19 protein-coding genes are annotated in these 18,652 nt (G+C 61.9%); 8 read left to right on the top strand and 11 right to left on the bottom strand.

Going from position 1 to position 18,652, the window contains the following annotated elements; genetic code table 11:
* Positions 1-53: 53 nt before the first annotated feature.
* Together J3A71_RS02705 and J3A71_RS02700 are read right to left on the bottom strand one after the other, a co-directional pair.
* Positions 54-341: a PsiF family protein gene (locus J3A71_RS02705; protein ID WP_012274424.1), complete on the bottom strand. Its 288-nt coding sequence runs from the start codon at positions 339-341 to the stop codon at positions 54-56.
* 63 nt (positions 342-404) lie between these two features.
* A complete protein-coding gene (locus J3A71_RS02700) occupies positions 405-1,193 on the bottom strand; it encodes a helix-turn-helix transcriptional regulator (protein WP_095116465.1) in 789 nt (262 codons plus the stop codon).
* A gap of 127 nt (positions 1,194-1,320) precedes the next feature.
* On the opposite strand from J3A71_RS02700, the gene J3A71_RS02695 reads away from it, so the two are divergent.
* On the top strand, positions 1,321-2,193 hold the full coding sequence (locus J3A71_RS02695) for a DMT family transporter (RefSeq protein WP_016489410.1): 873 nt from the start codon (positions 1,321-1,323) through the stop codon (positions 2,191-2,193).
* Here J3A71_RS02695 and J3A71_RS02690 read toward each other — a convergent pair.
* The gene (locus J3A71_RS02690; RefSeq protein WP_016489411.1) at positions 2,190-3,080 is read right to left on the bottom strand and encodes a triacylglycerol lipase; all 891 of its coding nucleotides are present in this window, start codon (positions 3,078-3,080) and stop codon (positions 2,190-2,192) included. The two genes, J3A71_RS02695 and J3A71_RS02690, sit on opposite strands and share 4 nt — an antisense overlap.
* A gap of 123 nt (positions 3,081-3,203) precedes the next feature.
* On the opposite strand from J3A71_RS02690, the gene osmE reads away from it, so the two are divergent.
* The gene (gene osmE / locus J3A71_RS02685) at positions 3,204-3,545 is read left to right on the top strand and encodes an osmotically-inducible lipoprotein OsmE (RefSeq protein WP_096426839.1); all 342 of its coding nucleotides are present in this window, start codon (positions 3,204-3,206) and stop codon (positions 3,543-3,545) included.
* Positions 3,546-3,587: 42 nt separating this feature from the next.
* Positions 3,588-4,118, top strand: coding sequence for a ferritin-like domain-containing protein (locus J3A71_RS02680; protein ID WP_016489413.1), 531 nt, complete (start codon positions 3,588-3,590; stop codon positions 4,116-4,118).
* 111 nt (positions 4,119-4,229) lie between these two features.
* Here the strand turns inward: J3A71_RS02680 and J3A71_RS02675 are convergent, their stop codons facing one another.
* Positions 4,230-6,296 carry an AsmA family protein gene (locus tag J3A71_RS02675; RefSeq protein ID WP_096426840.1) on the bottom strand — a complete coding sequence of 689 codons (2,067 nt, stop codon included), beginning with the start codon at positions 6,294-6,296 and terminating at the stop codon, positions 4,230-4,232.
* 340 nt (positions 6,297-6,636) lie between these two features.
* Between J3A71_RS02675 and J3A71_RS02670 the strand changes: the two genes are divergently transcribed.
* The 3 genes from J3A71_RS02670 (at position 6,637) to J3A71_RS02660 (ending at position 8,898) form a co-directional block, all read left to right on the top strand.
* A complete protein-coding gene (locus J3A71_RS02670) occupies positions 6,637-6,999 on the top strand; it encodes a hypothetical protein (RefSeq protein ID WP_016489415.1) in 363 nt (120 codons plus the stop codon).
* Positions 7,000-7,121: 122 nt separating this feature from the next.
* Positions 7,122-7,757: a TetR family transcriptional regulator gene (locus J3A71_RS02665; protein WP_023046917.1), complete on the top strand. Its 636-nt coding sequence runs from the start codon at positions 7,122-7,124 to the stop codon at positions 7,755-7,757.
* Between the two features lie 43 nt (positions 7,758-7,800).
* A complete protein-coding gene (locus J3A71_RS02660; RefSeq protein ID WP_060516800.1) occupies positions 7,801-8,898 on the top strand; it encodes an AGE family epimerase/isomerase in 1,098 nt (365 codons plus the stop codon).
* A gap of 118 nt (positions 8,899-9,016) precedes the next feature.
* Here J3A71_RS02660 and J3A71_RS02655 read toward each other — a convergent pair whose 3' ends face one another.
* The 6 genes from J3A71_RS02655 to J3A71_RS02630 all read right to left on the bottom strand — a co-directional run bounded on the left by J3A71_RS02655 (position 9,017) and on the right by J3A71_RS02630 (position 15,473).
* Complete coding sequence (locus J3A71_RS02655; RefSeq protein WP_209953629.1) at positions 9,017-9,784, bottom strand: SDR family oxidoreductase; 768 nt, start codon at positions 9,782-9,784, stop codon at positions 9,017-9,019.
* Between the two features lie 594 nt (positions 9,785-10,378).
* Positions 10,379-11,095 (bottom strand): ABC transporter ATP-binding protein, encoded by a 717-nt coding sequence (locus J3A71_RS02650; protein WP_016489419.1) that lies wholly within the window; start codon positions 11,093-11,095, stop codon positions 10,379-10,381.
* Positions 11,092-11,967: an ATP-binding cassette domain-containing protein gene (locus tag J3A71_RS02645; protein WP_016489420.1), complete on the bottom strand. Its 876-nt coding sequence runs from the start codon at positions 11,965-11,967 to the stop codon at positions 11,092-11,094. The genes J3A71_RS02650 and J3A71_RS02645 overlap by 4 nt, the downstream gene beginning before the upstream one ends.
* Positions 11,964-13,265 (bottom strand): high-affinity branched-chain amino acid ABC transporter permease LivM, encoded by a 1,302-nt coding sequence (livM, locus tag J3A71_RS02640; RefSeq protein ID WP_096426842.1) that lies wholly within the window; start codon positions 13,263-13,265, stop codon positions 11,964-11,966. The genes J3A71_RS02645 and livM overlap by 4 nt, the downstream gene beginning before the upstream one ends.
* 2 nt (positions 13,266-13,267) lie before the next feature.
* The gene (locus J3A71_RS02635) at positions 13,268-14,182 is read right to left on the bottom strand and encodes a branched-chain amino acid ABC transporter permease (RefSeq protein WP_016489422.1); all 915 of its coding nucleotides are present in this window, start codon (positions 14,180-14,182) and stop codon (positions 13,268-13,270) included.
* A 154-nt stretch (positions 14,183-14,336) separates the two neighbouring features.
* Positions 14,337-15,473, bottom strand: coding sequence for a branched-chain amino acid ABC transporter substrate-binding protein (locus J3A71_RS02630; protein WP_095116455.1), 1,137 nt, complete (start codon positions 15,471-15,473; stop codon positions 14,337-14,339).
* Positions 15,474-15,942: 469 nt separating this feature from the next.
* On the opposite strand from J3A71_RS02630, the gene pncB reads away from it, so the two are divergent.
* Both pncB and nadE read left to right on the top strand, forming a co-directional pair.
* Positions 15,943-17,148: a nicotinate phosphoribosyltransferase gene (pncB, locus tag J3A71_RS02625; protein ID WP_016489424.1), complete on the top strand. Its 1,206-nt coding sequence runs from the start codon at positions 15,943-15,945 to the stop codon at positions 17,146-17,148.
* Between the two features lie 3 nt (positions 17,149-17,151).
* Positions 17,152-17,979, top strand: a complete 828-nt coding sequence (gene nadE, locus J3A71_RS02620; protein WP_016489425.1) for an ammonia-dependent NAD(+) synthetase — start codon at positions 17,152-17,154, stop codon at positions 17,977-17,979.
* Between the two features lie 114 nt (positions 17,980-18,093).
* Here nadE and azu read toward each other — a convergent pair whose 3' ends face one another.
* Positions 18,094-18,543: an azurin gene (gene azu, locus J3A71_RS02615; RefSeq protein WP_024717363.1), complete on the bottom strand. Its 450-nt coding sequence runs from the start codon at positions 18,541-18,543 to the stop codon at positions 18,094-18,096.
* Positions 18,544-18,652 lie beyond the last annotated feature (109 nt).

The following is an 18,652-nucleotide window of genomic DNA, read 5'->3' as shown; positions in this document are numbered from 1 at the left end:
CAGCGGGAATGCCCGCAGTCTGCCAGCCTTGGCGGCGCAGGCATAGGCGCAGGTCATTTCTTCTTCAGGCAGTCGCTCATGTACGCCTTGCGCTCGTCACCCTTCAGGGCTTTGGTCGTGGCGTCGGCGTTGCAGGTCTTCATCTTCTCTTGCTGGGTTTGTGGCACGTCCTTCTTCAGGCAGGTGCTCATGAACGCTTTGCGCTCATCGCCCTTGAGGGCTTTGGTAGTAGCGTCGGCATTGCAGGTTTTCATTTTTTCCTGCTGCGCGGTATTGGCCGCGAAGCCTTGGGCACTGAACAACACTGCCAGCGCCAGTAATGGGATGTGCAGCACTTTCATGGAGTAGTCTCCTTGGCTCCGTGCCCGACGCACGGGGGTCGAGCTGAGTGTAGCCAAGATTTTTCAGCGCCCCGCCCGCGCCTGCCGGCGGTACTGCTCGGGCGTGCACTCGGCCTGGCGCTGGAACATGGCGATGAACGCCGAAGCGCTGCTGTAGCCAAGGTCGAAGGCAATGGCCTGAATGGGCAGGCCGGCCTCCAGCGCTTCGATGGCACGCAGAAAACGCAGGCGCAGGCGCCACTCGCCAAAACTGATGCCCAGTTCGCGCAGAAACTGGCGGGCCAGGGTGCGTTCGCTAACATGCACACGGGCGGCCCAGTCGGCCAGCGGGCGGTTGTCACCCGGCTCGGCACTGAGGGCGTCCAGTACCTGGCGCAGGCCATCGCTTTGGGCAAACGGCAGGTAGCAGGCCTGGGCGGGCGCCAGCAGCAACTGGTCGAGCAGTACCTGCACCAGGCGCTGGTCGCGCTCGTCCTCGGCCACCTTGAGGTCACGCCGGGCGAAGTCGCCGAGGATGGCCTTGAGGATATCGCTGATCATCAGGCTGCACGGTTGCGGTGGCAGGGCTGCGCACAGGCTGCGGTGTAGATAGATAGAGCGGTAGACGATGGCCTGGGGGTTGTAACAGCCATGCGCGGTATCGGGCGGTACCCAGACGGCGTAGTGCGGCGGAGACAGGAAACGCTGGCCGGCGACCTCCAGTTGCATCACGCCGTGGGCGGTGTAGTTCAGCTGGCCCCAGGCGTGTTTATGCACGGCGCTGTGGGTATCGGCAACGAACTCATCGTGTCGGAAGTACACCGGCGCCGGCAGTTGGGTGAATTGGGGTATATCGAGGTATTTGCGCGGCATGCTGTCTGCTTTGCGGGGTGGGTTGTCTGGATAAGAGTATAGGCTTGTGGACAGACACTCGATAATACAGGCCTATCGAGGGCCTGCCTTGCAGGCCCAATCCAGGCCCCAATGAGTAACCCGCTACATGAATTACCTGTTCCCCCTCACCGCCATCCTCATCTGGGCCGGCAACACCGTGGTCACCAAGATGTCCGCCGGTGCCATCCACCCTGCCGAAATCGGCTTCTACCGCTGGCTGCTGGCCGGCTTGCTGTTCACGCCGTTCCTGCTGCCCGCCGTGTGGCGCAACCGCGCAGCCATCCGCCCACACCTGGGCAAAGTGTTCGTGCTGGGCGTGCTGGGCATGGCGATGTACCAGAGCCTGGCCTACTTTGCCGCCGGCATCACCAGCGCCACCAACATGGGGATCATCCTCTCGCTGATGCCACTGATGTCTCTGGCGCTGTCCATCGCCTGGCTGGGCCAGCGCCTGAGCTACGGTGCCCTGCTGGGTGCGGTGGTGTCATTCTTCGGCGTGCTGGAGGTGGTCAGTGCCGGTCACCCCGCGAGCCTGTTGCAGCAGGGCCTGAACAGCGGCGACTTGCTGATGCTGGTCGCCACCCTGGCCTATGCGCTGTACAGCTTCCTGTTGAAGAAATGGCAACTGCGCCTGCCACCCCTGCAGTTGCTGTATTTGCAGGTGCTGGTGGCAATCGTGGTGCTGCTGCCGCTGTTCCTGCTGTCGGACAAGACGGGCCTGAACAGCCGTAATATCGGCCTGGTGCTGTATGCCTGCGTGCTGGCCTCGATGATCGCGCCGCGGGTGTGGATGCAGGCCGTGCATCGCCTGGGGCCAAGCCGCACCACGCTATTCTTCAACCTGCTGCCCTTGGTCACCGCACTGATCGCCGCCGTGGTGCTCGATGAGCAACTGGCGCGCTATCACCTGGTCGGCGGCCTGCTGACCCTGGCCGGGGTAGTGCTGGCCGAGCGCTGGACCACCCCGATACGCCGCTAAAGCCCGGCAGCCTTCAGCCGGGCGGCATGTTCGGTGAACAACCGCACCGGCTCGGCGCCTTTGCCCACGGCGCCGAGAGACTGGTTGACGATATCCAGGTGATCGAGCGGGTAGTCGTCGCCGATCACCTGCCCCAGGTGCGAACTGAAACGCCCGACCATGCCGTCGCAATGCCCCTTTTCTTTGACGAAGCTGCGGGCAAACAGGCGGCAGAAGCGATTGCTGCCGTCAAAGCGGTTGCGACCCTGGTCGGTAAGGCCGGGCTGCAAGGTGCCAGACCACGAGTAATAACGCACACCATCGACTTCATAGGCCCCTTCCCCGCCCCAGGTCTGCGGCAGCCCTTGGGGATATGCCTGGTTGAACAGCGCCACCCCGGCAGTGGTCATCGACTGGTGCGAGGCGTGCAGGTCAACCGGCAGCGGGTCGCGGCGCCAGCCGGTTTCCAGCCACACCAGCAACACGGCAAGACCCTGCAACACAGCCTTGAGGATGCGCCCCTGGGGTGAATCGCCAGGCGCCGTGCGGTCCAGGTGGTCCGCCAGTTCCGAGCCGTGGTTGGGGCCGGCCACCGAGGTGACCGAAGCCACGCGCTCTGGCCGCCTGGCCGCTGCGTAGCGCGCGCTCAGGGCACCTTGGCTGTGGCCGATGAGGTTGACCTTTTCGGCACCGGTACGCGTGCAGATATCCTCGATGATCAGCAGCAACTGCTCGCCGCGCACCTCGCTGGAATGCAGCGGCGAAACCTGCACCGGGAACACCTGCGCCCCACCCTTGCGCAAGGCTGGCACGATGCCGAACCAGTAGGGGTAGAGCATTAGCCGGACAAAACCGAGCATGCCCGGCACCAGCACCAACGGGTATCGCGTGGCCAATTCCTGTTGCATTGCACCAGCCCCTTTCCGTGGACGACCGGTCAACACTACAGCGCCAATCATGACCATCGCAATCGAACTCCCGGCCCGCGCTGGGGTTCCAAACCACACAGACCCTTTGCAAGGAGCGGGACCATGTACAAGCAGACCCTGGCAATCCTTCTGGCAAGCGCCGCCCTGGCCGCCTGTGGCAGCCGCCCGGAAAACCCGGCGGACTATGTCACCTACCGTGACGAACCGCTGGTCAAGCAGGTGGAGCACGGCATGACCATGCAGAAGGTCATCGCCATCGGTGGCAGCCCATCGAATGTGATCGACCTGCCGCACGGGGGCACCTGCAACGACTACATTCTCAACCGCGACGGCAAACAACAGCCCTACTACGTGCGCTTCGACGCCACTGGCCACGTCGATGCCAAAGGGTTCAAGACTTGTAAACAACGCCAAGAGGACAGCGACGCCGTCCCCGGCGCGTGAGCCTGCGTCCCCACCCTGACCCTGATATGCCTGGAGATAACCATGAGCAACGTTGAACTGACCGATGTGAAAACCCTGCGCGAACGTGCCCGCCAGCATGTGGAGCAAGGCGCGGTGACCGAGGGCTACCACGCCGACCGTCAGGAAATCCTGCGCCTGCTGAACGAGTCGCTGGCCACCGAGCTGGTCTGCGTACTGCGCTACAAGCGCCACTACTTCATGGCAAGCGGCATCAAAGCCAGTGTGGCTGCCCAGGAATTTCTGGAGCATGCGAACCAGGAAGCCGAACATGCCGACAAGCTGGCCGAGCGCATCGTGCAGCTGGGCGGCGAGCCGGACTTCAACCCCGACAACCTGACCAAGAACTCCCATGCCCAGTACGTGGCGGGTAATTCGCTGAAGGAAATGGTGCTGGAAGACTTGGTGGCTGAGCGGATTGCCATTGATAGCTACCGCGAGATCATCCAGTACATCGGTGATAAAGACCCGACCACCCGACGCATCTTCGAAGACATCCTGGCCCAGGAAGAAGAGCACGCGGACGACATGTCCGACCTGCTGCAAGGGCTGTAATCGCAAGGGGCTGCTTTGCAGCCCTTCGCGGCACAAGGCCGCTCCTACAGGGGAAAGCGATCCCTTGTAGGAGCGGCCTTGTGCCGCGATGGGCCGCAGAGCGGCCCCCTGCTATTTCCGACCTTTCACCACTGCCGGCGCCTTGCCCGCCTTCATCTGCTGCAACAGCGGCGTGCACTGGTTGGGATCATCCCCGCTGCTGGGCGCAATCAGCGCCAGCAACCCCGCCGCCGGCCCGGCCACCACACCCAGCGCCACCATCCCCGCACCACGCAGTGCCAACGGGACTGCCTGCACCCCAGCACTCGGCTTGGCAAACGGCCCACGCACATACAGTGGCGAACGCAGCGAGAACAGCCGCAGGCCTTTCGATTCGGGGGTGATTTTCAAGTCCAGCTGCTCACTGCTGAAGTTGGCCGTACCGTTGATGTAGATGATCGCGTTCTCGGTATCGAAGATGAACAGACGGGTCGTTGCCAACCCCTCCTTGATACCCACATCGGCCGCCGCGCAATTGATCTTCACATCCTCATCACCGAACAGCTTGCCGATGACATAGTTGCCCACGTTCAAGCCGGCAATCTCCATCAGGCTGCGGCTGATCGCGCCATCGTTGACGAGCATGCGCAGGTCGCCATTGGCCGTACCCAACAGCGCCGCCACTGAATTACCACGGCCGCTGATGTCGGCATCGCCGTTCAACTCACCAAAGCTGGTCTGCATCGGCGCGAAAGTCGGGAACAGTTGCTTGAGCTTGAAGCCCCTGGCAGTCAGTTGGGCGCGGCCCTGCAAAGGCACGCTGCGACCGTCCAGGCGAATTCTGGAGGCCAGGTTGCCGCCGGCCACGCCGAAACGCAGGGGCTCCAGGCGCAACAGACCGTCTTCGAGAATCACGTGGGCCGAAAGGTCATTGAACGGCAGTTGCGTGCTGTGCACGATGCGCTTGCCGGCAAAGGTGACGTCGGCGTCCATCGCGCGCCAGCGCTCGGTGCGGAACTCTTCCACCGGCAGCACCTTGCCCGTTGGCTGCTTGCTGGCACCACCACGGGCCTTCTGCTCGGCGTTGGAATCGGCGCCGATCAGCGGCGCCAGGTCCTTGAACAGCAACTGGTTGGACACCAGGTTGCCGGACAGCTTAGGCCGTGGCTGGCTGGCGACGAAGGCCAGGTCACCGTGGATGTCGCTGTCACCGATCTTGCCATTGAAGCCCTGGTAGTTGAACATCGCGCCTTGTGGCGCATGCAGGTTGGCGCTGAGGCGGCCGTCGGTCGAGTAGGCCGGGGTGTCCGGCAGGGTCACCCCGGTCAATGGGTAGAGGTTGCCCAGGCTGGCACCGGACAGGCGCAAGCGCAGGTCCAGGGCGCCGAGGTTGCGCGGGTCGGTCAGGGTGCCGGCGAGCACCACATGGGTGTCGGCGATGCGCACGTCGGCTTGCAGCGGAAACGGCTGGCGGGCGTCCTGCAGCGCCAGCAGGCCGCCGATCTTGCCGGTGCCGGACACCGGCTGATCCTTGTAGCGGCCTTGTGCCTTGAGCCCGAAGGCGTAGTCCTGTGCACCACCCGCCTTCTCGGCGCTGGCCTTGCCGACAATCTCGCTGAACGGGATCGGCTTGCCCAGCGGGTCAATCTGCACCTTCATGCTGGTTTTCAGGGTTTGATCGTCGAAGCTGACATTGCCCTGGTCGAAACCGATCGCACCAATATCCAGCTGCCATTTGGAAGGTTCGGCGTTTTCATCCTTGGGGCCGAAGTCGAACGTCCAGTTGGCACGGCCATCGGCCAGACGGGTAAGGCTGGCAGTGGGTTTGGTCAGGTCGATGCGCGGGATACTGATCTGCTGGAACACCAGCGGCAGAGGCGCCAGGCGGAACTCCACGCGCTCCAGGCCGACCATCTTCGGCTCCTTGAGCCACTCCGGGTTGCCCAGGGTCAGGTCCTCGGCAATGAAATGCGGCCATGGCACCCAGGCACGCCAGCCACCCTCTTCAGGCTCGGTGCGCCAGTGAACGGCAAGGTTGCCGTTGATAGCGAAGGGCCGGTGCAGGGCCTCGGACACCTTTTCGTTGAGCAGGGGCTTTACGCGGTTCCAGTCGAAGGTGGCAATCACCACCACCAGAATCGCCAGCAGGGTAAGGAGGGTGGCGAGGGCCCAGAGGAGGATTCTGGCGGGACGCGTCATTGCGTGATTCTCCTTGCGGTATGGCACAAAACGGGTGCAGCGATGGCAGTCAATATGTCGGACTGTGGAAAACCCGTGGGGTTTTATCGAGAGCGGCATCATAGCGAAGTTTTCCTGGCCTTTTGCTCAGCAATACGTCGCGTCAGGCGCTGCCCGCTACCCGGCATCAGGACCTTCACGTCATCCTCAGAAGACCTGTAAAGCGCTTTCCAGAGCGGTTGCCGACCTCTATCAATGCGGTCGATTGTTACCATTACCCGTATGAACTTCTCTCTGGCGTTACCGAGCGTAGCATTGGCTCCGTACCCACTTTCCAGCCCCCGAGAGGAGCACCGAAATCATGAAACGCCACCTGCTGACCCTGACCCTGTCCATCCTGGCTGCCAACGCTTTCGCCCTGCCAGCCGACGAACAGCACCTGACCGCCGAATCCCGCTCCAGCGCTGCCGAAATCGCCCAGCCGCTGAAAACCGTTGCCGAAGGGGGTTCTGACCGCCTGATCGAACGCGCTGGCCGCGTAGCCGAAGGTGGTTCTGACCGCCTGATCGAACGCTCTGGCCGCGTAGCCGAAGGTGGTTCTGATCGCCTGATCGAACGCTCTGGCCGTGTAGCTGAAGGTGGTTCTGATCGCCTGATCGAACGCAGTGGCCGCGTTGCTGAAGGTGGCTCGGATCGCCTGGTTGAACTCAGCCGTGTGAGCTGATCACCATGGCCGAAAAGAACAACCTCTGTCACATCGCTTGCTCCCCTCCAGGCCCGGTCCATTGACCGGGCTTTGTTTTTTTATCTAGAGTGCCCAGCCTTACCGTCACAGAAGCCCGCATCATGCTGCCGCGCGCCGAACAGAAGCTACAGACCCGCCAGGCCCTGCTCGATGCCGCCTGCCTGCTCATGGAGAGTGGCCGTGGTTTCGGCAGTGTCAGCCTGCGCGAAGTGGCGAAGACCGCAGGCATCGTGCCGACCGGCTTCTACCGGCATTTTTCCGACATGGACGCCCTGGGCCTGGCGCTTGTGGCCGAAATCGATACCACCTTCCGCCAGACCATCCGCCTGGTGCGCCAGAACGAATTCGAGCTGGGCGGCATCACCGATGCTTCGGTGCGCATCTTCCTCGACGTGGTCGCCGCTCACCGCGCGCAGTTCCTGTTTCTGGCCCGCGAACAGTACGGGGGCTCACAAGCCGTCCGCCAGGCCATTGCCCGGCTGCGCCAGGACATAAGCGACGACCTTGCCACCGACCTGGCGCGCATGAAGCGCTGGCAGCACCTGGACAGCGCCGCGTTGGCGGTAATGGCCGACCTGGTGGTGAAGACCGTGTTCGCTACCCTGCCCGAGCTTATCGACAGCCCCGACTCAAGTTATCCACAAGCACTGACGGCGCAGGAAAAGATCACTCAGCAATTGCGCTTCATCTTTGTTGGCGCCCGTCACTGGCAAGGGCTGGGCAACCCACAACCGTAGTTCTGCTACCATTGCGCCCTGCCCGACAGCGACGAGCGCCGAAATGTCTGACCCCCGCCCCACCCTGCCAGAACTGGCCCGCTTCAACCAGCACTTCGCCGAATGCATCGTGCCGTTGTGGCAAGGCCCGGGCTGGAATGCCGACATGGCCCTGCCCTACGAGGCCCTGGACGCCCACCACCAGCCGTTGCCTGTGCAGCGCTATCGGGCAATGGCCTGCGCACGCCAGCTGTACCTGTTCAGCAGCCGTATCGGGCAACCGGGCGCGGCCGAGCGCGCAGCAGCGTTGTTCCGCTCGCTGCAAAAGCACTTCCACGACGCCGAGCACGGTGGCTGGTTCTACAGCATCGACGCCCAAGGCAAACCGCTGGACCGCCGCAAGGACCTGTACACCCATGCGTTCATCGTCTTTGCCTGCGCGCACTACTGGGGCAAGGTGCGCGAAAGCCTGGTGGAGTCCACCTTGAATGCCGCGCTGGACATCATCGACCAGCAGTTCGCCCGTGACGACGGCCTGTACGAAGCCAGCCTGGGCGAAGACTGGGCAGACCTCGCCAGCGGCCCGCTGCAGAACCCGCAGATGCACCTGGCCGAGGCGTTCCTGCAGGTGTTGGCAGTGCGTGACGATAGCCATACCCAGCAGTCGCTGCTGCAGTTGTGTGAAGCGCTGCAGGTTCACTTCATTGAACCAGCCCATGGCCTGATGCTGGAAAAGCCACGCGGGGCTGTGGATAACTGGTTCGAGCCGGGGCATCAGTTCGAGTGGTTCTACCTGCTGCACACCTCACCGCTGCTGCGTGACACGCCGCTGCATGCGTCCATCGACCGGGCGTTCGGCTTTGCCGAGCAGTTCGGGGTGAAGAACGGGGCAGTGCTGGCGATGCTGGATGTGGATGGCCAGGTGCTGGATGCCACACAACGGGTATGGGCACAGGCGGAGTACCTGCGAGCGCTGGTGCTGCGTGCTGGCGGCGAGGCGAAGTTGCGGGAGCAGTTGCAGTTGCTGGAAGCGCAGTTCTTGCGGGAAGCGGGCTGGTATGAGTGCCGGGATGGTGCGGGCAACGTCAGCCGGCATGATATGCCTTCTACTACGCCCTATCATTTGGCGACCTGCCTGGAAGGGTTGCAGCGCCTGAGCTGACGCATTCGCGGGGCAAGCCCGCTCCCACAGGTGCTGCACCGTCCTTAGGCTAGTGAATTACCTTGTGGGAGCGGGCTTGCCCCGCGAATGGGCCGCACAGCGGCCCCGGTGACTATTTTCAGCCCTTGACCGAACGGTCGATGGAGAACCCTGCCCAATCCTGGCTCACCGGCATCAGCTCCAGGCTGTTGATGTTGATATGCGCCGGCTGGTTGAGGATCCAGAAGATGGTCTCGGCAATGTCCTGCGGCTGGATCGGCTCGGCACCCGCGTAAGTGGCGTCGTACTTGGCCTGGTCGCCGCCGAAGCGCACCAGCGAAAACTCGCTCTCGCACAGCCCCGGCTCAATGTTGCTCACGCGCACGCCGGTCCCGCGCAAGTCGCAGCGCAGGCTCAGCGAGAACTGGCCGACGAAGGCCTTGGTGCCGCCATACACGTTGCTGCCCGGGTACGGGTAGTTGCCCGCCACAGAACCTACGTTGAGAATCGACGCGCCACGACCGTGGGCGATCAGCCGTGGCAACAGCAGGCGGGTGGTGTACATCAGGCCCTTGATGTTGGTGTCGACCATGGTCTCCCAGTCGTCCAGGCTGCAGTTCTGCGCCGCATCCACCCCCAGTGCCAGGCCGGCGTTGTTGACCAGGCCGCGAAGCTTCTCGAACCCGGTCGGCAAGCCGGCGATCGCCTGCTCCATGGCCTTGCGATCACGCACGTCAAGCACCAGGCCGTGCACCTCGGTCTTGGCCGACAGCTCAGCGCACAGGGCGCCCAGGCGCTCCTTGCGGCGGCCGGTGAGCACCAGCTTCCAGCCAGCGTCGGCAAAACGGCGGGCGGTGGCCTCGCCGAAACCGGAAGTGGCGCCAGTGATGAATACGGTGGACGTCATGCTCTGTTCCTCACGGTAGGTTGTCATCGGCAGCTTTGCAGCATGCCCGCGCCGCGCGCTGGCAGCAAGCCGTTCGGGGCGCTGTACATTTTTTGTTCATATCCGGCAAACCCTTGCGGCAGAAGGCTCGGCGCCAGCTATGCGCATGTTATCCACAAGGCTTTCCCCACGGATTGGGGGCAACTTGTCTACTGTGCGGAACCCTTTCAGCGATGCAGGGTCGGTGGATAGTTTTTTGGTGATGGTGCAAAGCTTTCAAACATGCTGCCTGCAGCAGTCTGTCCAAGGTTTTCCCACAGAGTTATCCACAGCCTTGATGCTGGTTTCGAGGTGCTTTCGGATCTGTGAAAAACCTTGAAAAATCATCCACAGGAAGGATGTGATCAAAAAATGATCGCATCGATGCAGGGCCTGATATCAAAGGGCTGGAGCGAGATGCCACCATGTTTTCCACAGGCAGTTCCACATTATCCGTGGACAAGATCAAGCCTGTGGAAACAAGGGGTTGCGAGAGACTATTAGCGTGGATCGAGAGTATCGCGGGGTAAGTTGTCCACATTGGAAATGGGACTGCTTTGCAGCCCCGAATGTAACTCAGTGCCCGCCCAGATAGGCGTTGCGCACTTCCTCGTTGACCAGCAGCTCCTGCCCGGTCCCGGTCATGCGGATCTCCCCGTTGACCATCACATAGGCCCGGTCGGAGAGCTTCAGCGCATGGTTGGCGTTCTGCTCCACCAAAAAAATGGTCATCCCGGTCTTTGCCAGCTCACGCAGGGTCGAGAAGATCTGCTTGACCACGATCGGTGCCAGCCCCAACGAAGGCTCATCCAGCAACAGCAACTTCGGTCGGCTCATCAGCGCCCGGGCAATCGCCAGCATCTGCTGCTCCCCCCCGGACATGGTCATGGCTCGCTGGTTACGCCGCTCCTTCAACCGCGGGAACAGCTCGTACATGCGCTGCATGTCTTCATCAGCATGCTTGTCACCGATGGGGATGGTACCCATCATCAGGTTCTCCTCGACGGTCATGTCGGGGAACACCCGGCGCCCTTCCGGCGACTGGGCAATGCCGTTGGAAGCAATATAGTGCGACGATTTGCGGGTAATGTCGGTGCCGCGATAGACGATATGCCCGGACGCTGCCCGCGGCTGCCCGAAGATCGACATCAGCAGGGTCGACTTGCCAGCACCGTTGGCACCGATCAGGCTCACCGTCTCGCCCTCGTTGATGTGCATCGAAACCTTTTTCAGCGCCTGGATCGGCCCGTAGAACACGTCCAGGTCCTTCAGTTCGAGAATGGGTGCACTCATACCAGTTCCTCTTCATCTGCACCCAGGTAGGCGGCGATCACCGTCGGGTTGTGGCGGATTTCCTGCGGCGCGCCTTCGGCAATCACGTTGCCGTGGTCCAGCACCACGATATGGTCGGAAATGCTCATGACCATGCCCATGTCGTGCTCGATCAGCACCACAGTGATGTCATGCTCGTCACGCAGCACTCGAATCATGCGGCTGAGGGCTTCGGTTTCCTGCGGGTTCAGGCCGGCCGCCGGTTCGTCCAGGCAGATGATCTTTGGCCGCGTGCACATGGCCCGGGCAATTTCCAGGCGGCGCTGCTGGCCGTACGACAGCTCGCCGGCCAGGCGGTTGGCACAATCGACCAGGTCGACCACTTCCAGCCAGTAGAACGCGTGGTCCAGCGCATCGCTCTCGGCTTTGCGGTAGGCCTTGGTGTTGAGCACCCCGGCCAGCAGGTTGCGGTTGACCCACATGTGCTGGGCCACCAGCAGGTTCTCCACCACCGACATTTCCTTGAACAGGCGAATGTTCTGGAAGGTGCGCGCCAGGCCTGCGCGGTTGACCAGGTGGGTACCGCCGAACATCTTGTAGTACAGGCGGTTGGCAAAGCGCGCCGGCGACACGAAGTCCGCCGCCTGGAAGCGCTCGCCAAGCAACTGGATGACGTTGGTGTGGCTGCCGCGCACGTTCAGCTCGATGCGCCCGCCACTGGCCTTGTAGAAGCCTGTCAGGCAGTTGAACACCGTGGTCTTGCCGGCGCCGTTGGGGCCGATCAGGGCGAAGATCTGGTTGCGCCGTACCTTCAGGCTGACATCACTCAGCGCCTTGATGCCACCGAACTGCATCATCAGGTTGTCGACCGAGAGAATGATATCGTCGCTCATGGCGCCACTCCTTTACGCGGGGTCACACCGGTACGGCTGATGCGGATCAGCCCACGCGGTCGCCAGATCATCATCAGCACCATCAGCACCCCGAACAGCAGCACCCGGTATTCGGAGAAGCTGCGCAGCAGTTCGGGCGCCACAGTCAGCACGAACGCTGCAATCACCACGCCCACGGTCGAGCCCATGCCACCCAGTACCACAATGGCGAGGATCAGCGCCGACTCGAAGAACGTGAAAGACGACGGGTTGACGAAGCCCTGGTAGGTGGCAAAAAACACACCGGCCAGGCCCGCAGTGGACGCCCCCAGGGTAAACGCCGAAAGCTTGACCAGTACGTGGTTCAGGCCCATCGAACGGCAGGCGATCTCGTCTTCGCGCAGCGCTTCCCACGCCCGGCCTATCGGCATGCGGGTCAGGCGGTGCTTGATGTACAGCACGGCCAGCACCACCAGGAACAGCACCGCGTAGATGAACACGAACTTGAGGTTGGCGTTGTAATCGAAGCCGAAGAACTCGTGGATCGGCACCCCGCCATCCTTGGCCCGGCGGCCGAATTCCAGGCCGAAGAAGGTTGGCGAAGGCGCCGGCATGCCGTTGGGGCCACCGGTGAACGACAACCAGTTGTTCAGCACCAGACGGATGATCTCGCCAAAACCCAGGGTCACGATTGCCAGGTAGTCACCGTGCATTCGTAGCACCGGGAAGCCAAGTATGCACCCCGCCAGCGCTGCGGCGATGGCCGCCAAGGGCAGCACGCTCCAGAAGCCAAGGCCGAGGTACTGGTAACCCAAAGCAAGGCCGTAGGCGCCAATGGCATAGAACGCCACGTAGCCCAGGTCGAGCAGGCCGGCAAGGCCGACCACGATGTTCAGGCCAAGCCCCAGCAACACGTAGATCAGGCCGAGGATGACCACGGTCAGCAGGTACTTGTTAGCAAAGATCGGGAAGACGATGGCAATCACCACCAGCGCCGGGATGATGTAGCGCAGGCGCGACTTGTAGTCCGGCGCGTTCACATGCACGCCCGAGCCACCGCTGTCGAAGCCCTGGAGCATGCGCACGCCAGCGGCGCTCTGCAGGAACAGGCTGAGCAGGAAGCGCCCCACCATCACCCCGCCAACCAGCCAGGCTACGCGGCGCGGTTCGGCATTGAAGGTGTAGCCGTCGAGCACTACGCCCACGACCGGGCCAAACACAATGAGAGCCAGCAGGCCGGCGACAAGGGTCTCCAGCAGGCTGCGTTTAAGGTCGAAACCTTTGGTTTCGCTAACAGAGGCAGTTTTGGCAACGGACATGTTCACACCTTAGCCACGAGCGGGCGACCCAGCAGGCCTTGTGGGCGGAAGATAAGGATCATCACCAGCAGCGAGAAGCTGAACACGTCCTTGTAGTCGGAGTTGATCAGGCCAGAGAACAGCGACTCGGAAATCCCCAGGATGATGCCGCCGAGCATGGCGCCAGGCAGCGAGCCGATACCACCGAGCACTGCGGCGGTGAACGCCTTGATGCCGATGATGAAGCCGGCGTAGAAGTCGAAGGTGCCGTAGTTCATGGTGATCAGCACGCCCGCCAGAGCGGCCATGACTGCACCGATGACAAACACGTAGGAAATCACCCGGTCAGTGTTGATGCCCAGGATCGAAGCCATCTTGCGGTCTTGCTGGGTGGCACGGCACATGCGGCCGAGCTTGGTGTACTTGATCACGTAAGTGAGCAGGCCCATGCCCACGAAGGCAGCGATCAGGATGAATATCTTGGTGTAGGTCAGTTGCACGAAGCCGGTGCCGACTTCGACACGCAAGGCCCCTTCAAGCAAGGTCGGCACGCCTTGCTGGCGGGCACCCTGGCTGATCTGTGCGTAGTTCTGCAGGATCAGCGAGATGCCGATGGCACTGATCAACGGCGCCAGGCGGGTGGAGTTACGCAGGGGCTTGTAGGCGATGCGTTCGATGGTGAACCCATAAACGCCCGTGACGACGACGGTGAACAAGAGCGTGCCCAACATCAGTAGCGGGAACGACTCGACGCCGAAATAGGCCAGCAATGCCAGGCTGATTGCCGCGAGGTACGCGGAAATCATATACACCTCGCCGTGCGCGAAGTTGATCATGCCGATGATGCCATAGACCATTGTGTAGCCGATGGCGATCAGGCCATAGACCGACCCGAGGGTCAGGCCGTTGACCAGTTGCTGCAGGAAAATACCATCCATAACGCAATCTCACCTGATTGAGATTGCACGAGCGCCGACCACGGCGCGGGCCACCGGTGCGGGGCCCTCGCAGCGCAGAACTGTGCAGATCTACGAATAAAGACAGGTACCGCGGGGCTTGGGCCCGAGCATCAGCCCGGGCCATGGGCCGTTATTATTTTTGTTTTTCCAGCTGGTGGTATTTACCGTCTTTGTCCCATTGGTAGACCACGTAGTCGGACACGGTCAGGTCACCCTTTCTGTCCCACTTCTTCTCGCCCATGACGGTCTTGACGGAGTTGGCTTTCAGCCACTTGGCCGCGTCTTCGCCCTTGTTCGACTTGGCGCCGTTGAACGCAGCGGCCAAGGCTTCCAGCGAGGCGTAGGCGTAGAGGGTGTAGCCTTCAGGTTCGGTACCGGCCTTGCGGAACTCCTCCACCACCGCTTTGCTGTCTGGCAGCAGGCGCGGGTCGGCGCCAAAGGTCATGTACACGCCATCGACGTATTGCGCGCCGCCAGCGGTGGACACCAGTTCATCGGTGACGATGCCATCATCGGACATGAACTTGACGTCCTTCAGGCCCTGCTCGCGCAACTGGCGTACCAGCGGGCCAGCCTCTGGGTGCAGGCCGCCGAAGTAGACCACATCGGCACCGGTGGAGCGGATCTTGGTAACCACGGCGCTGAAGTCTTTTTCGCCACGGGTCAGGCCTTCGTACAGCACAGGCTTCACGCCGCGTTTCTCCAGCTGCGCCTTGGTCGCGTCGGCCAGGCCCTGGCCGTAAGTGTCCTTGTCGTGCAGCACCGCGACTTTCTTGCCCTTGAGCACATCGACGATGTAGTCGCCGGCGACAATGCCCTGCTGGTCGTCCCGGCCGCACATGCGGAACATGGCGCTGAGGCCGCGTTCGGTCACCTGTGGGTTGGTCGAGCCCGGGGTAATGGCGATGATGCCCGCTTCGTCATACACCTCAGACGCCGGAATGGTGTTGGAAGAACAGAAGTGGCCCACTACGCCGATCACCTTGTCCTGATCGGCCAGGCGGTTGGCCACAGCCACGGCCTGCTTAGGTTCGCAGGCGTCATCGCCCGCCACCAGTACGATTTTCTCGCCGTTGACGCCACCGGCTGCGTTGATCTTGTCGGCCGCTGCCTGCGCACCTTTCATGTACTGCTCGCCAAACGCCGCGTTAGCCCCGGTCATCGGGCCCGCTACACCGATCTTGACGTCGGCCTGAACATACGAAGAAACACCCAGGGCCGTAGCTACGGCCAGTGCCAGGAAACCTTTCTTGTAAAACGTCTGCGACATGAGGTGGTGCTCCTAGAGTTTTTTTTGGTTGGCACTACAACTTCTCAACCCTGTGCTCAGAGCAAGGGCCGTGCCATCGGTTTTGTCTTCCGGGAAAACACACTGCGCAGGTGCACTGCAGGCGACCGACGGCCTTTTCTTTATTGAGCGTGCAACCGTCTGCTGCGCGGCAGGCGCCACCACACGTACAGACAAGGAGCAACCGCCATGTGCCATCATTGCAACCCTGGCAAGTGTTTACGTGCAACCGCCCTGTAACAGCGGACGTCACCGAAGTGCACACCGCTGGTGCGCGACTGCTACAGGCGGCACCGTTTCAAGGCTAGCCGGTGCACGGAAAAACACCTCTGTTTTGGCAGATACGCAGCCCTTTGGGAGCCGGTTCACCCGCGAAGAGGCCAGCCCAGACACATCAAGGCCCAAAAGGCTGGCACAATGTCGGCCATTCGCCGCTTCCGGAGCCCCCTTGATGAGCGAAAGCGCATTCGCCGAGCGCATCGTGCACAACCTGCTCGACACCGACTTCTACAAACTCACCATGATGCAGGGCGTGCTGCACAATTACCCGGACGCCGACGTCGAATGGGAATTCCGCTGCCGCAACGGCGAGGACCTGCGCCCTTACCTGGGCGAGATCCGCAACCAGCTCGAACTGCTCAGCGACCTCACCCTGGATGATGGCCAACTGGCCTTTCTTGAACGCATCAGTTTCCTCAAGCCCGACTTCCTGCGTTTTCTGCGCCTGTTCCGCTTCAACCTGCGTTACGTGCGCGTCGGCGTTGAAAACGACCAGCTGTTCCTGCGCCTGAAAGGCCCATGGCTGCATGTGATCCTGTTCGAAGTGCCGCTGCTGGCCATCATCAGCGAAGTGCGCAACCGCCATCTGCACCCGCATATGCGCCTGGCCGAAGCGCGCGACCAGCTGTACCGCAAGTTCGACTGGCTGCGTGCGCATGCCAGTGATGACGAACTGGCCGAACTGCAGGTCGCCGACTTCGGCACCCGTCGGCGCTTTTCCAGCCGCGTGCAGGAAGAAGTGGTTCGCGTGCTGCGCGATGACTTCCCCGCCCGCTTCGTCGGCACCAGCAACGTCGACCTGGCATGGAAACTGGATGTCAAGCCGCTGGGCACCATGGCCCATGAATGGTTCATGGCCCACCAGCAGCTCGGCCCACGGCTGATCGACAGCCAGATCGCCGCACTGGACTGCTGGGTACGCGAGTACCGCGGCCTGCTTGGCATCGCCCTGACCGACTGCATCACCATGGATGCCTTCCTCGGCGATTTCGACCTGTACTTCGCCAAGCTGTTCGATGGCCTGCGCCACGATTCGGGCGAGCCAATCGCCTGGGCAGAAAAGGCCATAGCCCATTACCAGAAACTGGGGATCGACCCGATGACCAAGACCCTGGTGTTTTCCGACGGCCTCAACCTGACCCGCTCGCTGGAGATTTTCCGTGCCCTGCGCGGTCGCATCAACGTCAGCTTTGGCATTGGCACCAACCTGACATGCGACATACCGGGTGTGGCCCCAATGAGCATCGTGCTTAAAATGACCGACTGCAACGGCGCGCCAGTGGCCAAGATCTCGGATGAATCAGCCAAGACCCAGTGCCGTGACGAAAACTTCGTCGCCTACATGCGTCACGTATTCAAAGTCCCCAGCAAGGAGTAACCCATGCAAGCGGTTCAGCAAGAGATTGCCCAGGCACTGAAGGTACAGCCGCCGTTCGCCGACACCGCCGCGCTCGAGGCCGAAGTCGCCCGCCGCGTGGCCTTCATCAAGGACTGCCTGGCCAATGCCCGGCTCAAGACCCTGGTGCTGGGCATCAGCGGTGGTGTCGACTCGCTGACTGCCGCCTTGCTCGCCCAGCGCGCCGTGAATGAATTGCGCGCAGAAACCGGCGACAAGGCATACACCTTCATTGCCGTGCGCCTGCCCTACCAGGTGCAGCATGACGAGCATGACGCCCAGGCGTGCCTGGACGTGATCAAGGCCGATGAAGTGCACACCGTGGATATCGCCCCGGCGGTGCGGGCATTGGCCGCTGAAGTGGTGGAATTGAAGAACGGCTCGCCGACGCTTGTGGACTTCGTGGTGGGCAATGTCAAGGCACGTACCCGCATGGTTGCCCAGTACACCATCGCCGGGGCCCGCGCGGGCCTGGTGATCGGTACCGACCACGCCGCCGAGGCGGTAATGGGCTTCTTTACCAAGTTTGGTGATGGTGCCTGCGACCTGGCGCCCCTGAGCGGGCTGGTGAAGAACCAGGTACGGGCGATTGCGCGCAGCTTTGGCGCACCGGAGTCACTGGTGGAGAAGGTGCCGACGGCGGACCTTGAAGACCTGGAGCCGGGCAAGCCGGACGAAGCATCCCATGGCGTGACCTACCAGCAGATCGACGCCTTCCTGCATGGGTTGCCGGTTGATCAGGCGGCATTCGACATCATCGTCGCCACCTACCGCAAGACCCAGCACAAGCGCGAACTGCCGTTCGCCCCATAAAAGCTTCGCGGGCACGCCCGCTCCCACAGGATTTTCACTGCCCTTGAAGACAGTGCTTACCCTGTGGGAGCGGGCGTGCCCGCGAATAGGCCCGAGAGGCCTACACAGCTGTCATTACTTGACTACAACCTTGCCTTTCATCATCGAGATGTGGCCCGGGAAGGTGCAGAAGAAGCTGTAGTCACCACCGGCCTCCAGCTTGGAAGTGTCGAACTTCACTTCGGTCTCTTTTTCCGGTGCGCCGATCATCGCAGTGTGGGCGATGATGTTGGCGTTATCTTCCTTCAGGTAGCCTTTTTCGATGCCCTGAGTCATGCCTTCAGTGGCAATGCCCTGCATGTCGGCAGTCTTGCTGATCACCAGGTTGTGGCCCATGACGTTCTTAGGCAGGTTGCCGGAGTGGGTCAGTTTGACGGTGAATTCCTTGCAGCTCTTGTCGACGGTGAATTCTTTGCTGGTGTAGGACATCTGGTCCGTCGATTCAACAGTCACCGAGCATTCGGCTGCAAAGACAGAGGCGCTGGCGAGGGTCAGCAGGGATACCGCTACAGCTTTCGCAAACATCATGAATCTCCTTGGCAGGGTTTTATCAATTGCGAGACTGCCTGAAACCGTTCAGCCCCTTGCTGATATGGGTCAAGGGGGTGTCAACAGGCCAGCCAGTAGAATTGTT

The sequence above is a fragment of the Pseudomonas sp. PvP089 genome (genome assembly GCF_017875165.1).
Taxonomy (GTDB): Bacteria; Pseudomonadota; Gammaproteobacteria; order Pseudomonadales; family Pseudomonadaceae; genus Aquipseudomonas; species Aquipseudomonas fortuita.
This window is presented reverse-complemented; position numbering and strand designations above follow the sequence as displayed.